Consider the following 18,390-nt stretch of genomic DNA (forward strand, 5'->3'; position numbering starts at 1 on the left):
TTTAACTATCTGCAAAAGTCAGGTTCTAATCTACAAAAATAAAATTGTCAATATTTCTTTAAATTGCACGTACAATTTAATTTTGTAATATAATAAACAAGAAAGGAACTGTCTTCACTGTTAAAAAAGACAGTTCCTTTCTTAAATTAAACTAATAACAAAAACCTTTACCTTCTCACAGCAATCTTATACTCTTTCCTAAACTTAAACTCTTCCTGCTTACCCTTATTCCAGCATTGGACAGGCCTGTAGTATCCAACCACTCTGCTGTAAACCTCACATTCTTTGCCGCAGGTTGGACAGCTAAAGTGTTCACCTGCAACATATCCATGGTCCGGGCATACAGAGAATGTTGGCGTTATTGTGTAGTATGGAATTCTATAGTTGTATGCAATCTTTTTGACTATCTCCTTGCAAACCTCAATATCGTCAATCTTCTCACCAACAAAGCCGTGCAGAACAGTTCCGCCTGTGTAGCGAATCTGAAGCTCTTCTTGATGGTCCAAAGCTGTGAATATATCATCTGTGTAGTCCACAGGAAGCTGGGTTGAGTTTGTGTAAAATGGCTCGTCTTTGCCTGATGTAATTATGTCCGGGAACATTTGCTTGTCTTTTCTTGCAAGCCTGTATGATGTTCCTTCTGCAGGTGTTGCTTCAAGATTGTAAAGAATTCCTGTCTCTTCCTGGTACTTTCTAATTCTTTCTCTCATGAAGTCAAGCACTTTTATAGCAAACTCTCTTCCCTCTTTTGTATCAATGCCAACGCCCATGAAATTCAACAGGCTTTCGTGCATTCCAACAATTCCAATTGTATTGAAGTGATTTTTCCAATACTCACCATAGCGTGCATAGATGTCGCGCAGATAAAATCTTGAATATGGATATAAACCTTTTTCGGTAAGGTCCTCTAATACCTCTCTTTTTATCTCAAGGCTTGTCTTTGCAATGTCCATGAGTCTTGCCAATCTTTCAAAATATTCATCTTCGGACTTTGACAGGTACCCTATTCTTGGCAAGTTAATTGTAACAACACCAATTGAACCAGTCAGCGGATTTGCACCAAATAGACCTCCGCCACGTTTTCTGAGCTCCCGATTGTCAAGTCTCAAGCGACAGCACATCGACCTTGCATCTTCTGGTTTCATATCAGAGTTTATAAAATTACTGAAGTAAGGAAGGCCATACTTTGCTGTCATCTCCATTATCTTGTTTACAACCGGGCTGTCCCAGTCGAAATCCTTTGTAATGTTGTATGTGGGTATTGGGAATGAGAATATTCTTCCCTTTGCATCTCCTTCCATCATAACCTCTGCAAATGCCATGTTGAACATATCCATTTCGCGCTGAAACTCTTTATAGGTCCTGTCCATAATCTGCCCGCCAATAATAACTGGCTCATCTTTCAAGGTGGAAGGAGGTACTAAGTCCAAGGTTATATTTGTAAACGGGCTTTGGAAACCCACCCTTGTTGGCACGTTTGTATTGAACACAAACTCCTGCAGAGCTTGCTTTACATCAGAGTATGTGAGCTTGTCGTAGTATATAAAAGGTGCAAGGTATGTGTCAAAGTTTGAAAATGCCTGTGCACCCGCCGCCTCACCTTGAAGTGTATAGAAGAAGTTTACAATCTGACCAAGAGCACTTCTAAAATGTTTTGCCGGCTTTGACGCAACCTTTCCTTCAACCCCAGTAAAACCGTTTAAAAGAAGGTCTCTCAAATCCCAGCCACAGCAGTATACTCCAAGCACACCCAAATCATGAAGATGAAAATCACCGTTTATATGCGCCTCTGCAACCTCTTTTGGGTATATCTTGTTTAGCCAGTACTTTGAAATAACTGCTGTTGATATGTGGTTGTTCAGCCCCTGGAGAGAATAGCTCATGTTACTGTTTTCATTGACTCTCCAGTCCATCTTTCCAATGTACTGGTCAACTGTGTTTTCAATGTCCAAAAACAGGTTTTTGAACTCTCTCATGTCTTGGTGCTGTTTTCTGTAGAGAATATAAGCCTTTGCTGTCTTTGCATGACCGTTTTCTATCAAAACCTTTTCTACTATGTCCTGAATGTCTTCAACATGTGGAATTGAATAGCCAAACTTCTTTTCCAAAAGCTCTATGACCTGGTCAGTAAGCTTTTCAGCAATTGAATAGTCAGAACCACCAACAGCCTTTGCAGCTTTAAATATAGCATTTTCGATTTTCTTTCTGTCAAAGTCAACTATTGTCCCATCCCTTTTCATTACCTTTGTAATCATCACTATCTTTCTCCCTTCACTTGCTTTTTCAAAATTTAAAAGTTTCTAAAAGCATAAAAGTCTTTTAATGAATCAATAACCACTATATATTGTGTCGTTATTTTTCATCCAGCACAATATATTATATTCCAACCTTATTTCCAAAGCAAGAGGGAACAAAAAATTTTTTAAAAAACAAAAGGCGGGCATCTTATAAAAAAGCTGCCCGCCTTTTACTCAAGCCATTTCAATTGCGTTTTTAGGACATGCTACTTTACAGCTTTCGCATTTTATACAATTTACACTTTCAATGTTCCCATTTTCTTTAAAATTGCAAACTTCAACTTCCATCGGACAATTTTTGTTGCAAAGCTTGCAGCTTATACATTTTTGAGTATGTATCTTGAGCGTCCCTCTTTTTTTGCCTACAACTCCGCTGACTGTCCCCATCGGACATATAACACACCATGTTCTTGCTCTAAATAAAATTCCCAAAATAGCTGAAACCAAAGTTGTAACCCATAAAAGCATCACAACACCTTTTCCGAACCTCTCTAAATCTCCCCCGCTCAAAATAGCATTTGCACTCATCATCACAATAAAAAATGTAAGCATAAATGCTTTTGCAAACCTTGATTTTAAAACTGCAGGAATACTTTTATTAAAGCTCGCCCTTGCAATAAACTCATCTAAAAACGCTCCTCTTGGACAAAACCTGTAACACCAGTACCTTCCTTTGTAAAAGCTTAGCAAAACGCTACCTATCATGCATACAAATGCAAACAAGCCTATTTTTGGATAAAAAAGTCCGCCTATTAAAACTCCAAAAAATGCAAAAGTCAAAAATATCTTTGCAATGTGACTTTTGTCCATTTTCAATCTTTTTTCATTTTTTCTTTCCAGAACTTCCATGTCAGATACCCCCTTTACCTTTTTCTTTTGTATCATATGCAATCCAGGTATTTTTTATACCATGGGTAGGTATTGTATGTCAATTAGAAAGCCTTTATGAAATTTGCTAATAAATGTGAAAAATAAATTTTCTAAATTGCACAATCAGTTTAGTTTTGCTGTAAATTTCGAAACTAAATTACCCTTTCATAAATCTGATGTTTTATGTTAAAATATCACTAAATCTATTTTTGACCTTATTGACTTGGATCAGCAATAAAAAATTTGAATAACCATATCAAAAATACCATAAAACAATGCTATACCAAATTTTGAAGGAGGGATTTTGGGTGGAAAGCTTTATTCAGAACATGTTTGCAGAGAGAATTGGCGGAAGCAAATTTGGTAAAGAAACTGTACTTTACAAGTTTGAAAAGATTAAAAGGGCAAAGGCAAAAGCAAAAGAGCTTCACCCTGACATGGAACTCATTGATATGGGCGTTGGTGAACCTGATGAAAAAGCTGACATGGGTATAATTGGAACACTTGCCTATGAGGCAGGAAAAGATGAAAACAGAGGATATGCCGACAATGGAATTTATGAATTTAAAGTGGCAGCTGCCAAATACTTAGAAAGAGTGTACGGCGTCAAAGGAATTAACCCTGAAACAGAGGTAAACCATGCGATTGGTTCAAAGTCAGCCTTAGCACTTTTGCCCTATGCATTTATAAACCTTGGTGATGTGACAATAATGACTGTGCCAGGCTACCCTGTTTTGGGAACAATAACAAAGTGGCTTGGCGGTGAGGTGTACAACGTCCCGCTTTTGAAAGAGAATAATTTCCTGCCAGATTTGTCGTCAATCCCAGCTGATATAAGAAAAAGGGCAAAACTTATGTATTTGAACTATCCTAACAATCCATGTGGTGCCGTTGCAACAAAAGAGTTTTTTGAAGAGGTCGTAAAATTCGCAATGGAAAACAACATCATAGTTGTGCACGATGCAGCATATGCAGCTTTGGTGTTTGACGGTTACAAGCCACTATCCTTCTTGTCAGTTGAAGGAGCAAAAGAGGTTGGTGTTGAGATTCATTCTCTCTCTAAAGCGTACAACATGACCGGTTGGCGACTTGCATTTGTTGCAGGAAATGAGCTTGTTGTAAAGGCATTTGCAGCTGTCAAGGATAATAACGACTCTGGTCAGTTCAAGGCTATACAAAAAGCAGGGATTTATGCACTGGAGCATCCTGAGATCACTGAGAAAATCAATGAAAAATATTCGCGCCGTCATGACCTTCTTGTGAAAACATTAAGAGATCTCGGTTTTGATGCTCAAAAGCCAAAGGGTTCTTTCTACTTGTACGTTGAGATTCCAAAGGGAATTAAAAACGGTCGAAGGTTTGAGACAGCTGAAGAGTTTTCAGAATACTTAATCACAGAAAAGTGCATCTCAACAGTTCCGTGGGACGACGCAGGGCATTTTGTGAGGTTCTCTGTCACATTTGAAGCAAAGACACCTGAGGACGAAATAAGAGTTATGGAAGAGCTCAAGAGAAGACTTTCTGATGTGGAATTTGAATTTTAGGAGGTTTTCTGATGATTGTTACAACAACTCCCTCTATTGAGGGCAAAAAAATTGTGGAATACAAAGGAATTGTGAGCAGTGAAGTAATTGTTGGCGTTAACCTGGTAAAAGACTTTTTTGCATCAATCACAGACATATTTGGTGGAAGGTCTGGAACATATGAAAATGAGCTTATAAGGGCAAGAGAAGAAGCTCTGCAAGAACTTCAAAATAGGGCTGCAATGCTTGGTGCAAATGCAGTTGTTGGGATTGATATTGATTATGAGGTTTTGGGTGCAAATGGAAGTATGCTCATGGTTTCTGTTACAGGAACTGCTGTTGTAGTTGAATAAACTCTTTAATAGGTGAGAGAAAAAATGAAAGATAAACTTTTAGTGGTTGATATTGGCAATACTAATATTGTGTTCGGTGTTTACAAAGGGAAAGATTTGATGGCAAGTTACAGGATGAAGACTGACAAAGAGAAGGCTGCAGATGAGTTTGGAATACTTATGACACAGATGCTCTCCTACAGTGGTATAAATCCAGCTGAAATAATGGATGTTATCATCTCATCTGTGGTACCACCAATAATGTATTCGTTCGAAAGGGCAATACAAAAGTATTTTGGTATAAACCCTATGGTGGTGGGTCCAGGCATCAAGACGGGACTGAACATCAAAACTGAAAACCCGAAAGAAGTTGGCTCAGATAGAATTGTCAATGCTGTTGCAGTAAACGAACTTTATGGAGGCCCTGCAGTAATAATTGATTTCGGAACGGCAACAACCTTCTGTGCACTTTCAAGAAAATCAGAATATTTAGGTGGTGCAATCGCACCAGGTATTAAAATCTCAGCAGAGGCACTTTTCTCGAATGCAAGCAGGCTTCACAGAATAGAACTTCAAAAACCGCCAAGTGTAATTGGCAAAAACACAGTACATGCTATGCAGTCAGGTATCCTCTATGGTTATGTTGGTCTTGTTGACTACATGGTAAACAGGATAAAAGAAGAGATGGATGAAGCAAACGCAAAGGTTATTGCAACAGGTGGTCTTGCAAGGCTTATTGCTGAAGAGTCAAAAACAATTCAGATTGTAAATCCTACCTTGACATTAGAAGGCCTCAGGATAATATACTATAAAAACAAACAGATGTCAGTTTAAGAAATGCTAAAATAAACACGGGGCAATAAAACCTTAAAAAACAGCAGGTTTTGTTGCCCCTTCTTTTTATATCTGTTTTTCAAGCCACCTGACAAAATCATAGTGAAATTCTTTTTCTGCAATAACTTCATGAAGCTTGTTTGTAAATGCTTTTTCTGACCAGCTCTTTTTACCATTATAATATCTGTTGCATGTTTTCCAATATCTGTAGGGAAAAAGCAGGATTATATAGACAAGTTCTAGCTCGTCTTTGTTCAGTGGCGATACATTTGAATACCAGTTCAAGATACTCTCACCTGTTTTTATATCCCAGTGAATCCTTTTTAACACCTTTTGCATAAAGCTTGTGAGGTCAACTATTCGAAGGTCATAGGTAAGATAATCAAAGTCTATTATATACACATCACCATCGTGAGTGTAGAGAATGTTGTGGTAAGAGTAATCTCTGTGAATGAAACCTCTTTTTTCTTTTGCTTCCTCGCAAAGTTTTAAGTAATTTGAATTTTTAAGTTTTTCAAGCGCTTCCTTTGCAAGGTCAAAATAATATGAGTATGTAAATAGATACTCGTAATCAAACATGCTCTTTTTTTTCTCTGCCATCTTTCTCATACGCAAAAATTCGTTGCAGCGCTTTTCAAACCTTGTAAGAAGCTTTCCCAAATCATCTCTGACCCTTGCACCTTCGGGAACATTTGTATATCCTATTGAGGCTTCGTGCATCATAGCAAGTTTTTCTGTTGCAGCTTTCAGTTCTATCGGATTTTCAAGTTCACATTCTCTTGCGTCAATCCAATCTGTCAGCACATAGATTTCATCACCCAACACAACATAAGGCAGGCCTTCCTTGCTTAAGTTAAACCTGTCAATGTCTATAAATCCTCTTGAAACAAGGTGTTCTTTGCCCCCGTGAATAAACAAAAGCGTTTCCACCGAATAGTCTACTCTTTTAAAACATTTAAGCCCACTGTCGGTGGAGAGAACTAAAATGTCACGGATAGGCATAAAATAAAAAACCTCTATATCAAAAAATTGAGTTATCTCCTCTCTCAGAGCAATCATAACAAAAAACACCTCCCATTAAAAACTATATGAGCAAACACCTTTTTTAATGCAGGGAGGCTAATATTTTGTCTTTGTACTGGTCTTTTTCACATATCCTTTTAATTTTCTCTTCAAATCCTTCAGATGCCCAGTCCAAATCTCTAAACCTAATAATTTTCTTGAGAAGAGAGAAATACTCATACGGCAGAAGTATCATAGCTAAGACTAACCATTTTTTGTAATTGTCATATGAGGTAACATAAAATTTGCTTATGCAATCTTCAAAATCAAAATTTTTATCTATTTTGAGCAGGCTTTTCACAAACGTGGCTATGTCCTTTTCACGGACATTTAGTTCTAAGTCAAACATATTGGCAAGTCTTAATTTACCGTAACATTTGTGGATGTTGTAAATAGCAAGTTTGCCATGTATGAATCTATTTTCCTGCATGCTGCGCGATATCACCTCAAGATACCTATCATCTTCTAAAATTTCTAATGCTTTTTTTACGTATTCGATATTTGTATCAATTGTACTCAAAATAATATTCCTAAGCCTTTCACTTTTTATTAGCTGAGGATTTTCTTTTAGCTTGGTGAACATCGAATACATATTTCGTGCAGCAATTCTATCTTTTCCATATTGAACCTTGTATCGTGCTCCTACAGCAGATTTTAAGTTGCTAGAAGCTGAATGAAAAGCATTTATAAACTCTACTAAACTTGCCAGTTGTTTTTCAGAAAACTCAATAGGCTCTTTTTTAAAATGTTCTATGAGCACATATGTGTTTCTGTTAAATATCAGGTAAGGACAACCATCTTTTGTGGGAACAATCTTCTCAAAATTAACAAATTTGTTGTCTTTCAGATGCTGATGACAGTGAAATATAAAGACAATTTCTGCAGGCGACATTTTGGTCTTTTTCAAAAGGTATTCTGCTTTGCTTGTCTTGACCAGAAAGCCATCTTTGAACTTCTTGAGCTCTTTTATGTCAAAGCCATAGTGAAGCTTAAATTTTTGTTTCAATGCCATTTAAAAATCCCCCCTGCAATCTTATTTATTATCATCTCCTTTCCTGCTTGTATTCTTTCTGCTCCTTTTAGTCTTTTGAGAAAGTACTCTTCTGTCCACGGCTGTTTTTCGAAATAGTACTGAAGTCCTACCTGCCAAATCTCCTGGGGGAAATACATCAAAATCCAAAATGTCTGAAGCCAGAACTTCTTTATAATATTTTTATCGTCCAGACATTTTAAATAAATCCGAAATACATTGATATCCCAATCATTTGTTTTTAAAACCCTCACACCGAGGTTCACAAAGTCATGTACGCTATAATCTACCATCGCATAATCGAAGTCGATAAGATATATCCCTTTTTCAGAAAATATAAAATTGTGATGAGCAGGGTCATGATGAATTAATACTCTCTGGTTTTCTTCTTTGAAGTAGTCTTCTATTTTTTTCATCATATGTATGCTTTCCACAAACCTGTCTTCAAATCTGCTCACAACATTCAAGAATATCTCATCAAAATAGCCAATATTATCTTTTTGATGTATAATATTCTTTATTTGGATAACTTGTGAATACTTTCTCCGAAACACTTCCTGATAAGATGGATAAAAACTGCCTTCCATTTCCTCAGCAAAAGAAAGTGAGGCTAAATGAAGGTGATGCAAGATTGAAACTGCTCTTCTCAAGTCAAAAACATTTCTAAAATCTGCACTTCTGCCATCTATCCACTTACATAGAAGATAAACTTTTTTGTGCTCATCTAAAAAATAAAAGCCACCATCAATGGTCTTCTGAAAATCAATCAGGTGGCTTTTGAAACTTGTATTTTTCAGGTGTGAAAAAATCTTGAGAATAAAATCAACATGTTCTTTGTCAACTCTACTGACCTTCAAAAAATATTCTTTACCATCTTTTGTCTTTACAAAATAGGCGTTGGATTTTATTTGCTTTATTCTTTCTATCCTTATAGAATAATTCTCTTCAACCAACTTTAGTTCAAGTGTTCCCATGAAAATCTATCTTTTTTAAAGCTCAATTTCATTATATGGTAAACCTGTATTGAGTGTTAATCAAAAAGAATAGTAAACTTTTCGGCAAACTTAAAGGGATGGTAAGACATCTTTGCCTTCCTTATCCCCTCCTTACCTAAATCTTCTTCACGGTTTACAAACTCAAAATTCTGCCAAAACTCTGCTAAAAATTTTTGGTTAATAAAAGCATAAAGCCCTTCAACATCCGGGTCTGCCTTTTCTATATGTATGACCACTGTATTTTTATTTAAAGGCTCTCCAAACGTGAAGGCTTTTATTTTCCCATCAATAAAAATTACCATACCTTCATATGAGAGCTTATCAAAATTCCTTATTGCTCTTTCAATTGCCATTTTCTCAAACGTAAGCCCTATATCTTCTTTCCCGTTTCTCTTTTCATACCATTCACATTCAAAGTCCCAGCAAAGTCTTACAATTTCTTCATCTACTTTTTTCCATTCGTACCTTCCTGAATATAGCCTTAAAAACTTGTTAATGTGATTCTTCTTTGCATGATATTTTTTACCTTTTAAATTTACTAAATCCTCTACTTTGTAAACATAGTCAGAAAGGTCTCTCTCAAAAATGCTTTTGAACTCCATTTTACACGCAGAAAGCATATCTACCGTCTTTTTAGAAGCTCTCTTTATCATGAAATTATATCCTTCAGATTCAAAATATCTCCTGGCTTTTTCAATAACAATGGGAAGTTTGTCTAAATCATTGCCCACAGGTCCATGTAAAAAAGGTGGCTGGTTGTACGGCTTTGCCATGATGAGCAAAAATCCATCTTCTTCGGTAAAATGAATATCATAAAAGGGGTCCCACATAAAAAGGTTTGTAAATGTCAGGTCAGCAATCTCAGGCTCAAATTCGGCAAAATATTGGTCAAATATGCTTTTGTGTGTAATGTCTATTTTGTAAAATTTCATACTTTCTACCCCCATATCGATACAAAAGTTTTGAATAAAACACAAATAAAATATATAATATCATATAGAAGGTTTCTGCAATCCATAAAAATAAAGGATGGTAGACAATGGCTACATATGTAGTGTTGTACTGTTTGTACTTCTTCAAAGTATTTTTTCTTGTAAGCCTGATTTTAAGTTTGTTTGGCATATGTTACAGCATAAAAAAAGTTGTGGTTGTGAGTTTTATTCAAGCTTTCTGGGATACCATTGTATTTGGCAACCATATAAATCTTATGCTGGGACTTATACTTATGACATTGTGCTTGATACTTTTGTATATCTTATACCTCAGACTTCTACCCTTATATGGTATCATTTTGGGGCTTATTTCGCAATCCTTGTGTCTGACATTGAAATTTGGAGGTTATTCAATAATAAGTACAATTGCCAACAATCTTTCGCTCACACCATCGGTGTTTGCATGTGATATCACGACACTTGTAATTGAGATAGCCATCATGAGTGTGCTTCTTGCCGTTATAAAGAGTAGAAACTATCTGGTATTTGAGATTTGCAAAATACTGCCATCGCATCTTGATAAAGGGAATGAGGTCAAGTATGAAGAAAAATGAGCATATAAAGCTTTTGATATCAATGCTTTTTTTGCTTGCCCTTATTATGTTTTTGCTCATCTATTCGATATACTTTATAAATACAGAATTCATAAAACATCAAAAGATACCTCAATGGCAAAGAACACTTGTTATATATTCTTTTACTCTGCTTGCAATCTTAAATTTGTACACTGTCAAAAACCTTTTTTCAGCCCTAAGCATTCTAAAGACAACACAAGTTTATAAAGACAATATAAAATCGCTGGACAACTTCATAAACATCTTAAGAGCCCAGAGACATGAGTTTAACAATCACCTTCAAATTATATGGGGGCTTATTTGTGTTGGAAAATACAATGACGCTGTACGTTATATTGAGCAAATCAGCGAAAACCTCAAAAATACATCAAAATTTTACGGGCTTGGATGTGCAGAGCTTTCTGCCTTGATATTTGCAAAAAGTGCCTTGGCTGAAAAATATGATATAAATTTTGAATTCCATTACAGCGTAGACTTTAGCAATCTCAAGTTTGATTCAATGGACCTTATAAACATCTGCGGGAACTTAATTGACAACGCATTTTACTATGCAAAATCTTCATTGTCAAAATACGTCGGACTTAATATAGAAGACGAAGGTAATCAAATTAAAATTACAGTAACAAATTCAGGGTCATACATAGACAAATGTAAAAAGGATAAAATATTTGAACTCGGATACTCCACAAAAAATTCAAGCGGTCTGGGTCTTTTTATTGTAAAATCAACAGTGGAGAAATATAAAGGCAAAATTGATGTTTTTTCAGAGTACAGAGCTCTTGACAAAATGGAAGAAGGATACACAACCTTTACAGTCACACTGCCAAAAAAAATATAACCTCTTCAGTTTGCACTTGAAGAGGTTATATTTTTATTTTAACTTAAGCTTTACTTTCATTTCCTGGCGGAGAAGGAGGGACTCGAACCCTCGCGCCGGTTTTACCCGACCTACGCCCTTAGCAGGGGCGCCTCTTCACCACTTGAGTACTTCTCCGCACCCTCTAAATGGCACATTATTTATTATACCCAAAGCTTTTGAGCTTGTCAAGGTTGGACAATCACTTTTAGTTGATTCTCAAACTTTTTTGAAAGTGCCTCAAGTAGCTCATCAAGTGAAATTTTGTGTGTGATAACATGTTTTAAGTTTATCTTCCCTTGTTGCAAAAGTTCAATTGCAAGCTTTTGTGTAAATGGGTTCACAAACGACCAAAAAATCTGTGCTTCCTTTCTGAACATCTCAAATGGACAAATTTCAGTAGCTACGGTCGGTGATGGTACAGAAAAAACCAAAACTCTGCCACCTTTTCCCAGCTTTTTAAACGCCATTTCGATACTCTCTTTTGTCCCTGCACACTCTATTACCACATCAAAGCTTTCTTCACTGCAATCTTCATCAACAATAGCTTTAACTCCATAATCTTTAGCAACATTTTTTCTAAACTCATCTACTTCATAGCCAAAGATATTGTCAGCCCCATACATTTTTACAAGCTCAAGCATTATAAGACCAATCGGACCAAAGCCTATTATTAAAACTTTGTCGGTAGGAAAAATCTTTATCTTCTCAAGACCATGAAGACAGCAAGCAAGAGGTTCTGCCAGTGCCGCCTCAGCAAAATCTATGTTATCAAATTTTATCGCCTGTTTCTCGGGCACAACGGCATACTCCGCAAACCCGCCGTTTATGTTCACCCCAAGTGCAGTTAAGTTTTCGCAAAGCTGAGGCCTTCCACTTCTACAAAACCTGCACACTCCACAGTAGATGTTAGGGTCAATGCTCACCTTGTCTCCTACATTGAAAAGCTTAGATTTTGTATCAATAACAGTGCCACAAAACTCATGACCCAACACTATTGGCGGTGTAACCTTTGCAGACCCTTCTTCGCCGTTAAATATATGGATATCAGTGCCGCATATACCGCACGCCTCAACCTTGACTAAAATTTCTCCTTCTTTTAGTACAGGCAAGCTAACATCTTCTACTTTTAAGTTTCTCTTACCATAAAATATGGCTGCCTTCATTTTTTCTTTTAAACCCTCTTTGATGAAGTTTTTAGTTTTCTACTATAAAGTTTATCACTAATTTGCAGGTCACTTCAATCAAATTTTATCTTCTCCTTGTTAAATTTTGCAACTCCAATTACAGTGTCAGCACCACCATAGTATACCCAGACCTCATCGCCAACCTCTGCATGACCACAGCTGAAAACAACATTAGGTATGTAACCATCAACTTCCCATGAAAGCTCGGGTTCTAAAATTGGCTCTGAAAAGCGTGATAGAATCTTTGTTGGGTCTTTTGCGTCCAAAAGTACTGCTCCAAGTCTGTACACGTTTTTATGGTCTGCTGCGTGGTATATCACCAGCCAGCCAAACTTGACCTTTATCGGTGGTCCTGCAATACCTATTCGGCTACTCTCCCATGAATTTTCTCTTACAGTCATTATCTCAACATGGTCTGTCCAGTTTATCATGTCATCAGAAAACGCAAGCCACATGTTCGGATATCTTCTGTGAAACATAACATACCTGCCGTTTATCTTTTCTGGAAAAAGAGCTGCATCTTTGTTGGGCTCGTCAAGTGCAACCCCCATTCTCTCCCATTTTATGAGGTTCTTTGACTTTGCAAGCATAATTCTAAAATCGCCATCATACCTGCCACCAAAACCTGTGTATGTCATGTAAAACGTCCCATCAATCTCAACTATGCGCGGGTCTTCAATCCCTCTTCTTTCCTGGTCGTTTTCTGCAACCATTACAGGCTTGTCAAGTCTGTAAAAGTTAATACCGTCTGTCGACACAGCATATCCTATGGTAGATACATACTCACCATAATCCTTGTGAGGTGGGATGTTTGTTGCTCTGTAAATCAAATGAAAAAGTCCTCTGTGATATATTGCTGCTGCGTTGAAAACTGCTGCTCTCTCCCATTCATTTTCCTGTTTTGGCTTTAAAACTGGCTTGTCTGTCACCCTTTGAAGTTTAAACATAAAAGTATCTTGCGCCCCCTTTTGTTTTTTTGCTCACATAATTTTCTTTCGAAACTTCAACACATAATTTTAATTCAACCGATGAAAATTTCAATTGAAAAAATAACCTGTAATTTTCTTTCCTTAAATTTTGGAAAATGATATGTTACATTTTTACAACAAAAGAGCCTCCTTTTTGTCAAGGAGGCCTTATTTTTTCTCTCCAATTTTTTAGTTCGCAAGCACATAAACTTTTACACGCCGCACACCAAATTTATACGCATCCTTTTCGACAAACACATCTATTCTGTTTCCCTTGATAGCAGAGCCTGTGTCAAGGGCTGTTGCAAAACCATACCCTTCCACATAAAGCCTTGTCCCAAGCGGAATCACCCGCGGGTCAACCGCAACAACACCGCGCCGAACTCTGTGACCTGTTGCAGTCCTGCCATAGTCAGGGTGAGATGGACTTTTGCCTGTATCACTCGGGGTCAAAGAATATGCAGTTGCTATCATTGTATAGACTTTTCTGTATCTGACCACCTCTCCTCTTGACGTCTTGAACCACCTTATTGCTCCAACTTCAACAATCCTAGGCTTTGGAGCTTTGACAACTCTTTCCTCAAGCAATTTTCTCTCAACTTCTCTACCATCTTCCAAAATAACTTTATATCTTCTTTCTTTGACACCATCCTGCCCTTGCTGGACAACCTTTTGCTTCCCGTAGTCCATATTGTAGTTCATCTTTGTAACTGTACTGAAAGGTATCTTTTGTTTTTCCACAACCACCTTCTCTGTTACCTTAGTAATTTTAATGACAGTAGGCTTGTCAAGAAGCTGAGAAAGAGGAAGATTTACCTTGTCCAACTTTCCAAGGACAATCCCTGCTTTTTTTATTGCATCCTCAACAGTACCGCTTGGAATATACACAACCTTTTCCACGTCGCCAACAAGTATTTTCACTTCAAAAGCTCTTTTTATTATTATCTGGATATTCTCATTTATTTTTGAGTCCAAAGAAGGCGAGACATAGTCATCTTTTGTCAAGTAAATTTGATTTTCTTCTAAAACCTCTCTTACTGTGGACTTGATGGTTTTATAATAAAATGTCTTGCCGTCGATTGTTATGCTAACTTCTTTCACCAGTGCCTGTGCAGTCATGGCGCCAAGCAGGACTGACAAAACAAATACAATGACAAAAGCCAGGATAAGCTTCTTCATATCCCTTGGCCTTGCCACAAGGCACTTGAATTTATTCATAATCAACCTCCTACAAAATGGATTTGTTTAGCAAAAACTTCTTTGTTATTTTAATTTAAAAAAAATTTTTTGTCAAATCACCTTAAAAGTCAAGAAATTTTCTTGACTTGCAACACCTTTCATATATGAATTTTATACCTTTTGCCCATATTCTATACAAAAATTTTATCAACTTTAAACTAATTTTTATGCCATTTGTGTGTCTTAAGAGTATTTTATTGGTTTGAATGCTCTTTTTTGTTTTCTGTTTATTCTATGAAAAAAAGAGTAAAATAGATAGTGTAAAAACTTGTTTTAAGAGATGATGGAAATATGATTGAACTTTTGAAATACATGGTTGATAGGTTTGGACTTTGGGGAATATTTTTGATACTGGCTGTAGAGGGACTTGGGATTCCATTCCCAACCCAGATTGCTTACCTTGGCGCAGTTGCACTTTTAAACTCTCGCAAATTCACTCCTTTTACATTGATAATGGTGATATCTCTGGGAAATCTTTGTGGAAATGTTGCTGTGAACATTCTTCTCAGAAGTGGCAGAAAGAAAATAATAAAATTTTTTGAGAGGCTTTTGAGAATAAAAAAAGAGACGCTTGAGAGCGTCAATAGCTTTTTTGTAAAGTATGGAATATTTGCTGTGCCAGTAGCAAGAATAATAGGAGTTCCGCGCACCCCCGTTATTTTCTTGGCAGGAATTAGTAAAATGAATTTCTATGAATATGTCATATCTTCATTTATTGGAAATACTATCTGGGCAACGTTCTATGTGTATTTTTATTGGTATGGGTTTAGCTTTTTCAAATTCCTTTACAAAAAAGACACACATCTTTTCTGGCTTGCTATTTTAGGGTTAGTTTGTATTGTGATAATAGCGTGGACCATATTTTTAAAGCTATGGAGAAGAAGGAGACGAATTTGAGGTACTTCTCTCAAGCAGCTGTTCTAAAGTCACGTTCGAAATACCACCTGAAAGGTTATAAACCTTTCTAAACCCATTTTGCTGAAGGATATTTTGGGCAATATTTGAACTTACCCCGCTGTTACAATACACAATTATCTGCTTGTCTTTTGGAAGCAGATTCATTTTATTTTGCAGCATCTCAAGAGGAATATTTACAGCACCCTTTATGTGCTTGACTTTATACTGATCAGGTGTTCTAACATCCAGAACAACAAAATCTTCTCCTTTTTGCATCTTTTCCAAAAGCTTTTCTTGAGTACAGTTAAACTTTCTCTTGTCAAGAAAGTTTGACATAACCATGCCTACATAGTGAACAGGGTCTTTTGCAGACGAAAATGGCGGTGCATAAGCTAAATCAAGCTGGAAAAGGTCATCTGTTGTGAGCCCTGCAAAGATTGCTGTCGCCAAAACGTCAATTCTCTTGTCAACTCCTTTTGTGCCAACAATTTGAGCACCTATAATTTTTCGTGAACTGAGTTCTGCAATTGCTTTTATAGTCATATTCTCAGCACCGGGATACGCTGTTGTTATATGTGGTTTTGTAATGTGCCCTACCTCATACTCAATTCCATCCTGTTGTGCCATCTTCTCTGTGTAACCTGTTTGTGCAACTGTAAGGTCAAATACTTTAAAAATCGATGTTGCTAAAATGCCACTGAACTTCATGCTACCACCTGTTGCATTTTCACCTGCTATTCTTCCCATCTTGTTTGCAGTAGATCCTAGTGGCACGTACATGGTTTTGCCATTTAGCTTGAAATACACAGCAGCACAGTCACCTGCTGCAAAGATTCCTTCAATGTTTGTCCTCATATACTCATCAACCTTGATAGCTCCATTTGGCAAAAGCTGTATACCACTTCCTTCCAAAAACTGGGTAGAAGGTCTTACTCCCACTGCAAGCAAAACAAAGTCTATGTCCATCTTGCTTCCATCGCTCAAAATGGCTCTTTTTACTCTCTTGTCTCCTTCAAACCTCAAAACCGAGGTGCTCTTTTTTATCATAACACCTTTTTGTTCAAGATAGCTCTCAACAAGCCTTGCCATGTCACTATCCAAGTTTGGAAGAATATTTTCCTGTTTTTCCACAATGCACACATCCATCCCCAAAACCTTCAAAGCCTCTGCCATTTCAAGTCCAATGTACCCACCACCAACTATCAAGGCTTTCTTGGGAAAATAGGTGTTTATAAACTCTTTTATTCTATCTGCATCCTTGACATTTCGAAGGACAAATATGCCCTCAAGATGCGTGCCATCAATCTGGGGTATCACAGGATGTGCTCCTGTTGCAATAATTAACTTGTCGAAACTATCTTCAAAGATATTTCCAGTACCCAAATCCCTGACAATCACTTTCTTATTTTGCACATCCACTTTTAAAACCTCATGAGCTGTCTTCACATCAACATTGAATTTTTTGAAATATTGACTATCTCTTGGAACAATGCTTTTCCTGTTATCTATCACACCCGAAATATAGTATGCAAGAGAACAACCAGAATATGATATGTCAGTGTCTTTGTCATATACAATAATTTCAGCTTTGTCATCATTTCGTCTTATCTTCATTGCAGCTGTCATCCCACCTGCAACAGCACCAATCACTATATACTTCATCTTTTATTTTCACCATCCTTTTTAAAACTCTTTTTTCGATTCTTATATACCCTTTTGCTATCCATTTAAAAACACATCTTTGTGTAAAAATTTTCCTTAAAAATATTTTTACAATTGCGAAACACAAAATCCAATTTTATGTGGGATAATATAATTGAAAGAAAATTCAAAATGAAAAGAGGTGATATTTTGTGAAAAGGATAAAGACAATAATTGGTATAGGACTTATTACAATCCTGATTTTAAGTGTAAGCCTTGCATTTGCAGGGTCTTCAAAAGCAAATCTCCCAACAGTTTTCAAGGGTAATCTCACAAAACTATGTTTTGGAAAAAATTATTCGGGTTTAAACCTTGACATTGCTGGCACAATTGAGAACATCCTTGGCATGAAAAAAGAGGATATTCAAAAACAGATTCAGAGCGGAAAGTCTTTCACAGACATCTTAAAGGACAAAGGTCTGACACTTGACCAGTTCAAATCAAAGCTTTTAGAAAGCCTTTATGCAAAGATTGATGAAGCTGTTAAAAACAATAAAATAACAAGCGACAAAGCATCACAGCTAAAGCAAAGTTTAAAACAGAAGATAGACAGCTGGGACGGAAAGCTAACTTTCTTTGGTTTTAAAGTCAAAGCATTTTCAAAAGATATTTATAACCTCGATATGTTCAGTGACATTGCTACAATCCTCGGCATGACAAAGGATAGTCTTTTAAATGAGCTGAAAAATGGAAAAACCATTGCAGACCTAATCAAGTCCAAGAATATCTCTGAATCAGACTTCAAAAACAAATTAATCTCAATGCAAACAGCAAAGATTGAAAAGCTCCTGCAGGAAGGTAAAATAACAAAAGATCAGGCAGACAAAATGAAAGAAGCTGTTAAAACAAAAATCTCAAACTGGGACCTTTCAAAGGGATTTGCTCCACGAGGATTTGGCAGAAAATTTAAAGGCGCTGCAGGAATGGATGGTAGCAAGATGGGTGGATTTGGATTTAAGATGAGAGGATTTTGGCCAAATCAGGGAATAAACCAGAACACAAATAGCTCTTCAACAAATGCGACATTCTAAA

17 protein-coding genes and 1 tRNA gene are annotated in these 18,390 nt (G+C 36.7%); 7 read left to right on the top strand and 11 right to left on the bottom strand.

All coding sequences use genetic code 11. From position 1 onward, the window contains the following. Positions 1-167 precede the first annotated feature (167 nt). Together OTK01_RS10675 and OTK01_RS10680 are read right to left on the bottom strand one after the other, a co-directional pair. On the bottom strand, positions 168-2,255 hold the full coding sequence (locus OTK01_RS10675) for a ribonucleoside triphosphate reductase (protein ID WP_029228619.1): 2,088 nt from the start codon (positions 2,253-2,255) through the stop codon (positions 168-170). A gap of 216 nt (positions 2,256-2,471) precedes the next feature. Continuing rightward, entirely contained in the window at positions 2,472-3,146 is a 675-nt protein-coding gene (locus tag OTK01_RS10680; protein ID WP_029228618.1) for a 4Fe-4S binding protein, read from the bottom strand. 329 nt (positions 3,147-3,475) lie between these two features. On the opposite strand from OTK01_RS10680, the gene OTK01_RS10685 reads away from it, so the two are divergent. The 3 genes from OTK01_RS10685 to OTK01_RS10695 are packed head-to-tail and all read left to right on the top strand — an operon-like array spanning position 3,476 to position 5,856. Continuing rightward, positions 3,476-4,711: an LL-diaminopimelate aminotransferase gene (locus OTK01_RS10685; RefSeq protein WP_029228617.1), complete on the top strand. Its 1,236-nt coding sequence runs from the start codon at positions 3,476-3,478 to the stop codon at positions 4,709-4,711. A gap of 11 nt (positions 4,712-4,722) precedes the next feature. Further along, the gene (locus OTK01_RS10690) at positions 4,723-5,043 is read left to right on the top strand and encodes a heavy metal-binding domain-containing protein (RefSeq protein ID WP_013431937.1); all 321 of its coding nucleotides are present in this window, start codon (positions 4,723-4,725) and stop codon (positions 5,041-5,043) included. A 24-nt stretch (positions 5,044-5,067) separates the two neighbouring features. Further along, the gene (locus OTK01_RS10695; protein WP_029228616.1) at positions 5,068-5,856 is read left to right on the top strand and encodes a type III pantothenate kinase; all 789 of its coding nucleotides are present in this window, start codon (positions 5,068-5,070) and stop codon (positions 5,854-5,856) included. A 66-nt stretch (positions 5,857-5,922) separates the two neighbouring features. Here the strand turns inward: OTK01_RS10695 and OTK01_RS10700 are convergent, their stop codons facing one another. Genes OTK01_RS10700 through OTK01_RS10715 form a run of 4 tightly spaced genes read right to left on the bottom strand, consistent with a single transcriptional unit; the run spans position 5,923 to position 9,875 of the window. Further along, positions 5,923-6,915, bottom strand: coding sequence for a CotS family spore coat protein (locus OTK01_RS10700; RefSeq protein WP_013431935.1), 993 nt, complete (start codon positions 6,913-6,915; stop codon positions 5,923-5,925). 46 nt (positions 6,916-6,961) lie between these two features. Next, complete coding sequence (locus OTK01_RS10705; RefSeq protein WP_029228615.1) at positions 6,962-7,930, bottom strand: protein kinase family protein; 969 nt, start codon at positions 7,928-7,930, stop codon at positions 6,962-6,964. Then, complete coding sequence (locus OTK01_RS10710) at positions 7,921-8,922, bottom strand: CotS family spore coat protein (protein WP_029228614.1); 1,002 nt, start codon at positions 8,920-8,922, stop codon at positions 7,921-7,923. Before OTK01_RS10710 ends, OTK01_RS10705 begins: the two co-directional genes overlap by 10 nt. Positions 8,923-8,978: 56 nt before the next feature. Beyond that, positions 8,979-9,875, bottom strand: a complete 897-nt coding sequence (locus OTK01_RS10715) for a DUF2156 domain-containing protein (RefSeq protein WP_029228613.1) — start codon at positions 9,873-9,875, stop codon at positions 8,979-8,981. 107 nt (positions 9,876-9,982) lie between these two features. On the opposite strand from OTK01_RS10715, the gene OTK01_RS10720 reads away from it, so the two are divergent. Together OTK01_RS10720 and OTK01_RS10725 are read left to right on the top strand one after the other, a co-directional pair. Further along, positions 9,983-10,489, top strand: a complete 507-nt coding sequence (locus OTK01_RS10720) for a hypothetical protein (RefSeq protein WP_029228612.1) — start codon at positions 9,983-9,985, stop codon at positions 10,487-10,489. Continuing rightward, entirely contained in the window at positions 10,476-11,348 is an 873-nt protein-coding gene (locus OTK01_RS10725) for a sensor histidine kinase (RefSeq protein ID WP_014042959.1), read from the top strand. The genes OTK01_RS10720 and OTK01_RS10725 overlap by 14 nt, the downstream gene beginning before the upstream one ends. A 64-nt stretch (positions 11,349-11,412) precedes the next feature. Here the strand turns inward: OTK01_RS10725 and OTK01_RS10730 are convergent. The 4 genes from OTK01_RS10730 to OTK01_RS10745 form a co-directional block, all read right to left on the bottom strand. Then, positions 11,413-11,504 (bottom strand) — tRNA-Ser (locus OTK01_RS10730). A 50-nt stretch (positions 11,505-11,554) separates the two neighbouring features. Continuing rightward, a complete protein-coding gene (locus OTK01_RS10735) occupies positions 11,555-12,532 on the bottom strand; it encodes a zinc-dependent alcohol dehydrogenase family protein (protein ID WP_029228611.1) in 978 nt (325 codons plus the stop codon). A gap of 74 nt (positions 12,533-12,606) precedes the next feature. After that, the gene (locus tag OTK01_RS10740; protein WP_013431928.1) at positions 12,607-13,500 is read right to left on the bottom strand and encodes a beta-1,2-mannobiose phosphorylase; all 894 of its coding nucleotides are present in this window, start codon (positions 13,498-13,500) and stop codon (positions 12,607-12,609) included. A gap of 210 nt (positions 13,501-13,710) precedes the next feature. Further along, positions 13,711-14,739 carry a ubiquitin-like domain-containing protein gene (locus OTK01_RS10745; protein ID WP_029228610.1) on the bottom strand — a complete coding sequence of 343 codons (1,029 nt, stop codon included), beginning with the start codon at positions 14,737-14,739 and terminating at the stop codon, positions 13,711-13,713. A gap of 312 nt (positions 14,740-15,051) precedes the next feature. On the opposite strand from OTK01_RS10745, the gene OTK01_RS10750 reads away from it, so the two are divergent. Further along, the gene (locus tag OTK01_RS10750) at positions 15,052-15,657 is read left to right on the top strand and encodes a DedA family protein (RefSeq protein ID WP_029228609.1); all 606 of its coding nucleotides are present in this window, start codon (positions 15,052-15,054) and stop codon (positions 15,655-15,657) included. Here the strand turns inward: OTK01_RS10750 and OTK01_RS10755 are convergent. Continuing rightward, positions 15,631-17,319 (bottom strand): FAD-dependent oxidoreductase, encoded by a 1,689-nt coding sequence (locus OTK01_RS10755; RefSeq protein WP_029228608.1) that lies wholly within the window; start codon positions 17,317-17,319, stop codon positions 15,631-15,633. The genes OTK01_RS10750 and OTK01_RS10755 overlap by 27 nt on opposite strands. Before the next feature lie 191 nt (positions 17,320-17,510). Here OTK01_RS10755 and OTK01_RS10760 point away from each other — a divergent pair, with 191 nt between their 5' ends. After that, a complete protein-coding gene (locus OTK01_RS10760; protein ID WP_029228607.1) occupies positions 17,511-18,389 on the top strand; it encodes a hypothetical protein in 879 nt (292 codons plus the stop codon). The last annotated feature ends 1 nt before the right edge of the window (position 18,390 follow it).

The sequence above is a fragment of the Caldicellulosiruptor acetigenus genome, assembly GCF_026914305.1.
Classification (GTDB): domain Bacteria; phylum Bacillota; class Thermoanaerobacteria; order Caldicellulosiruptorales; family Caldicellulosiruptoraceae; genus Caldicellulosiruptor; species Caldicellulosiruptor acetigenus.

Coding starts and splice junctions, on each gene's coding strand:
- OTK01_RS10675 (WP_029228619.1), bottom strand. CDS start 2,255: ATGATTACAAAGGTAATGAAAAGGGATGGGACAATAGTTGACTTTGAC.
- OTK01_RS10695 (WP_029228616.1), top strand. CDS start 5,068: ATGAAAGATAAACTTTTAGTGGTTGATATTGGCAATACTAATATTGTG.
- OTK01_RS10740 (WP_013431928.1), bottom strand. CDS start 13,500: ATGTTTAAACTTCAAAGGGTGACAGACAAGCCAGTTTTAAAGCCAAAA.
- OTK01_RS10680 (WP_029228618.1), bottom strand. CDS start 3,146: ATGGAAGTTCTGGAAAGAAAAAATGAAAAAAGATTGAAAATGGACAAA.
- OTK01_RS10750 (WP_029228609.1), top strand. CDS start 15,052: ATGATTGAACTTTTGAAATACATGGTTGATAGGTTTGGACTTTGGGGA.
- OTK01_RS10710 (WP_029228614.1), bottom strand. CDS start 8,922: ATGGGAACACTTGAACTAAAGTTGGTTGAAGAGAATTATTCTATAAGG.
- OTK01_RS10700 (WP_013431935.1), bottom strand. CDS start 6,915: ATGATTGCTCTGAGAGAGGAGATAACTCAATTTTTTGATATAGAGGTT.
- OTK01_RS10715 (WP_029228613.1), bottom strand. CDS start 9,875: ATGAAATTTTACAAAATAGACATTACACACAAAAGCATATTTGACCAA.
- OTK01_RS10735 (WP_029228611.1), bottom strand. CDS start 12,532: ATGAAGGCAGCCATATTTTATGGTAAGAGAAACTTAAAAGTAGAAGAT.
- OTK01_RS10720 (WP_029228612.1), top strand. CDS start 9,983: ATGGCTACATATGTAGTGTTGTACTGTTTGTACTTCTTCAAAGTATTT.
- OTK01_RS10690 (WP_013431937.1), top strand. CDS start 4,723: ATGATTGTTACAACAACTCCCTCTATTGAGGGCAAAAAAATTGTGGAA.
- OTK01_RS10705 (WP_029228615.1), bottom strand. CDS start 7,930: ATGGCATTGAAACAAAAATTTAAGCTTCACTATGGCTTTGACATAAAA.
- OTK01_RS10755 (WP_029228608.1), bottom strand. CDS start 17,319: ATGAAGTATATAGTGATTGGTGCTGTTGCAGGTGGGATGACAGCTGCA.
- OTK01_RS10725 (WP_014042959.1), top strand. CDS start 10,476: ATGAAGAAAAATGAGCATATAAAGCTTTTGATATCAATGCTTTTTTTG.
- OTK01_RS10745 (WP_029228610.1), bottom strand. CDS start 14,739: ATGAATAAATTCAAGTGCCTTGTGGCAAGGCCAAGGGATATGAAGAAG.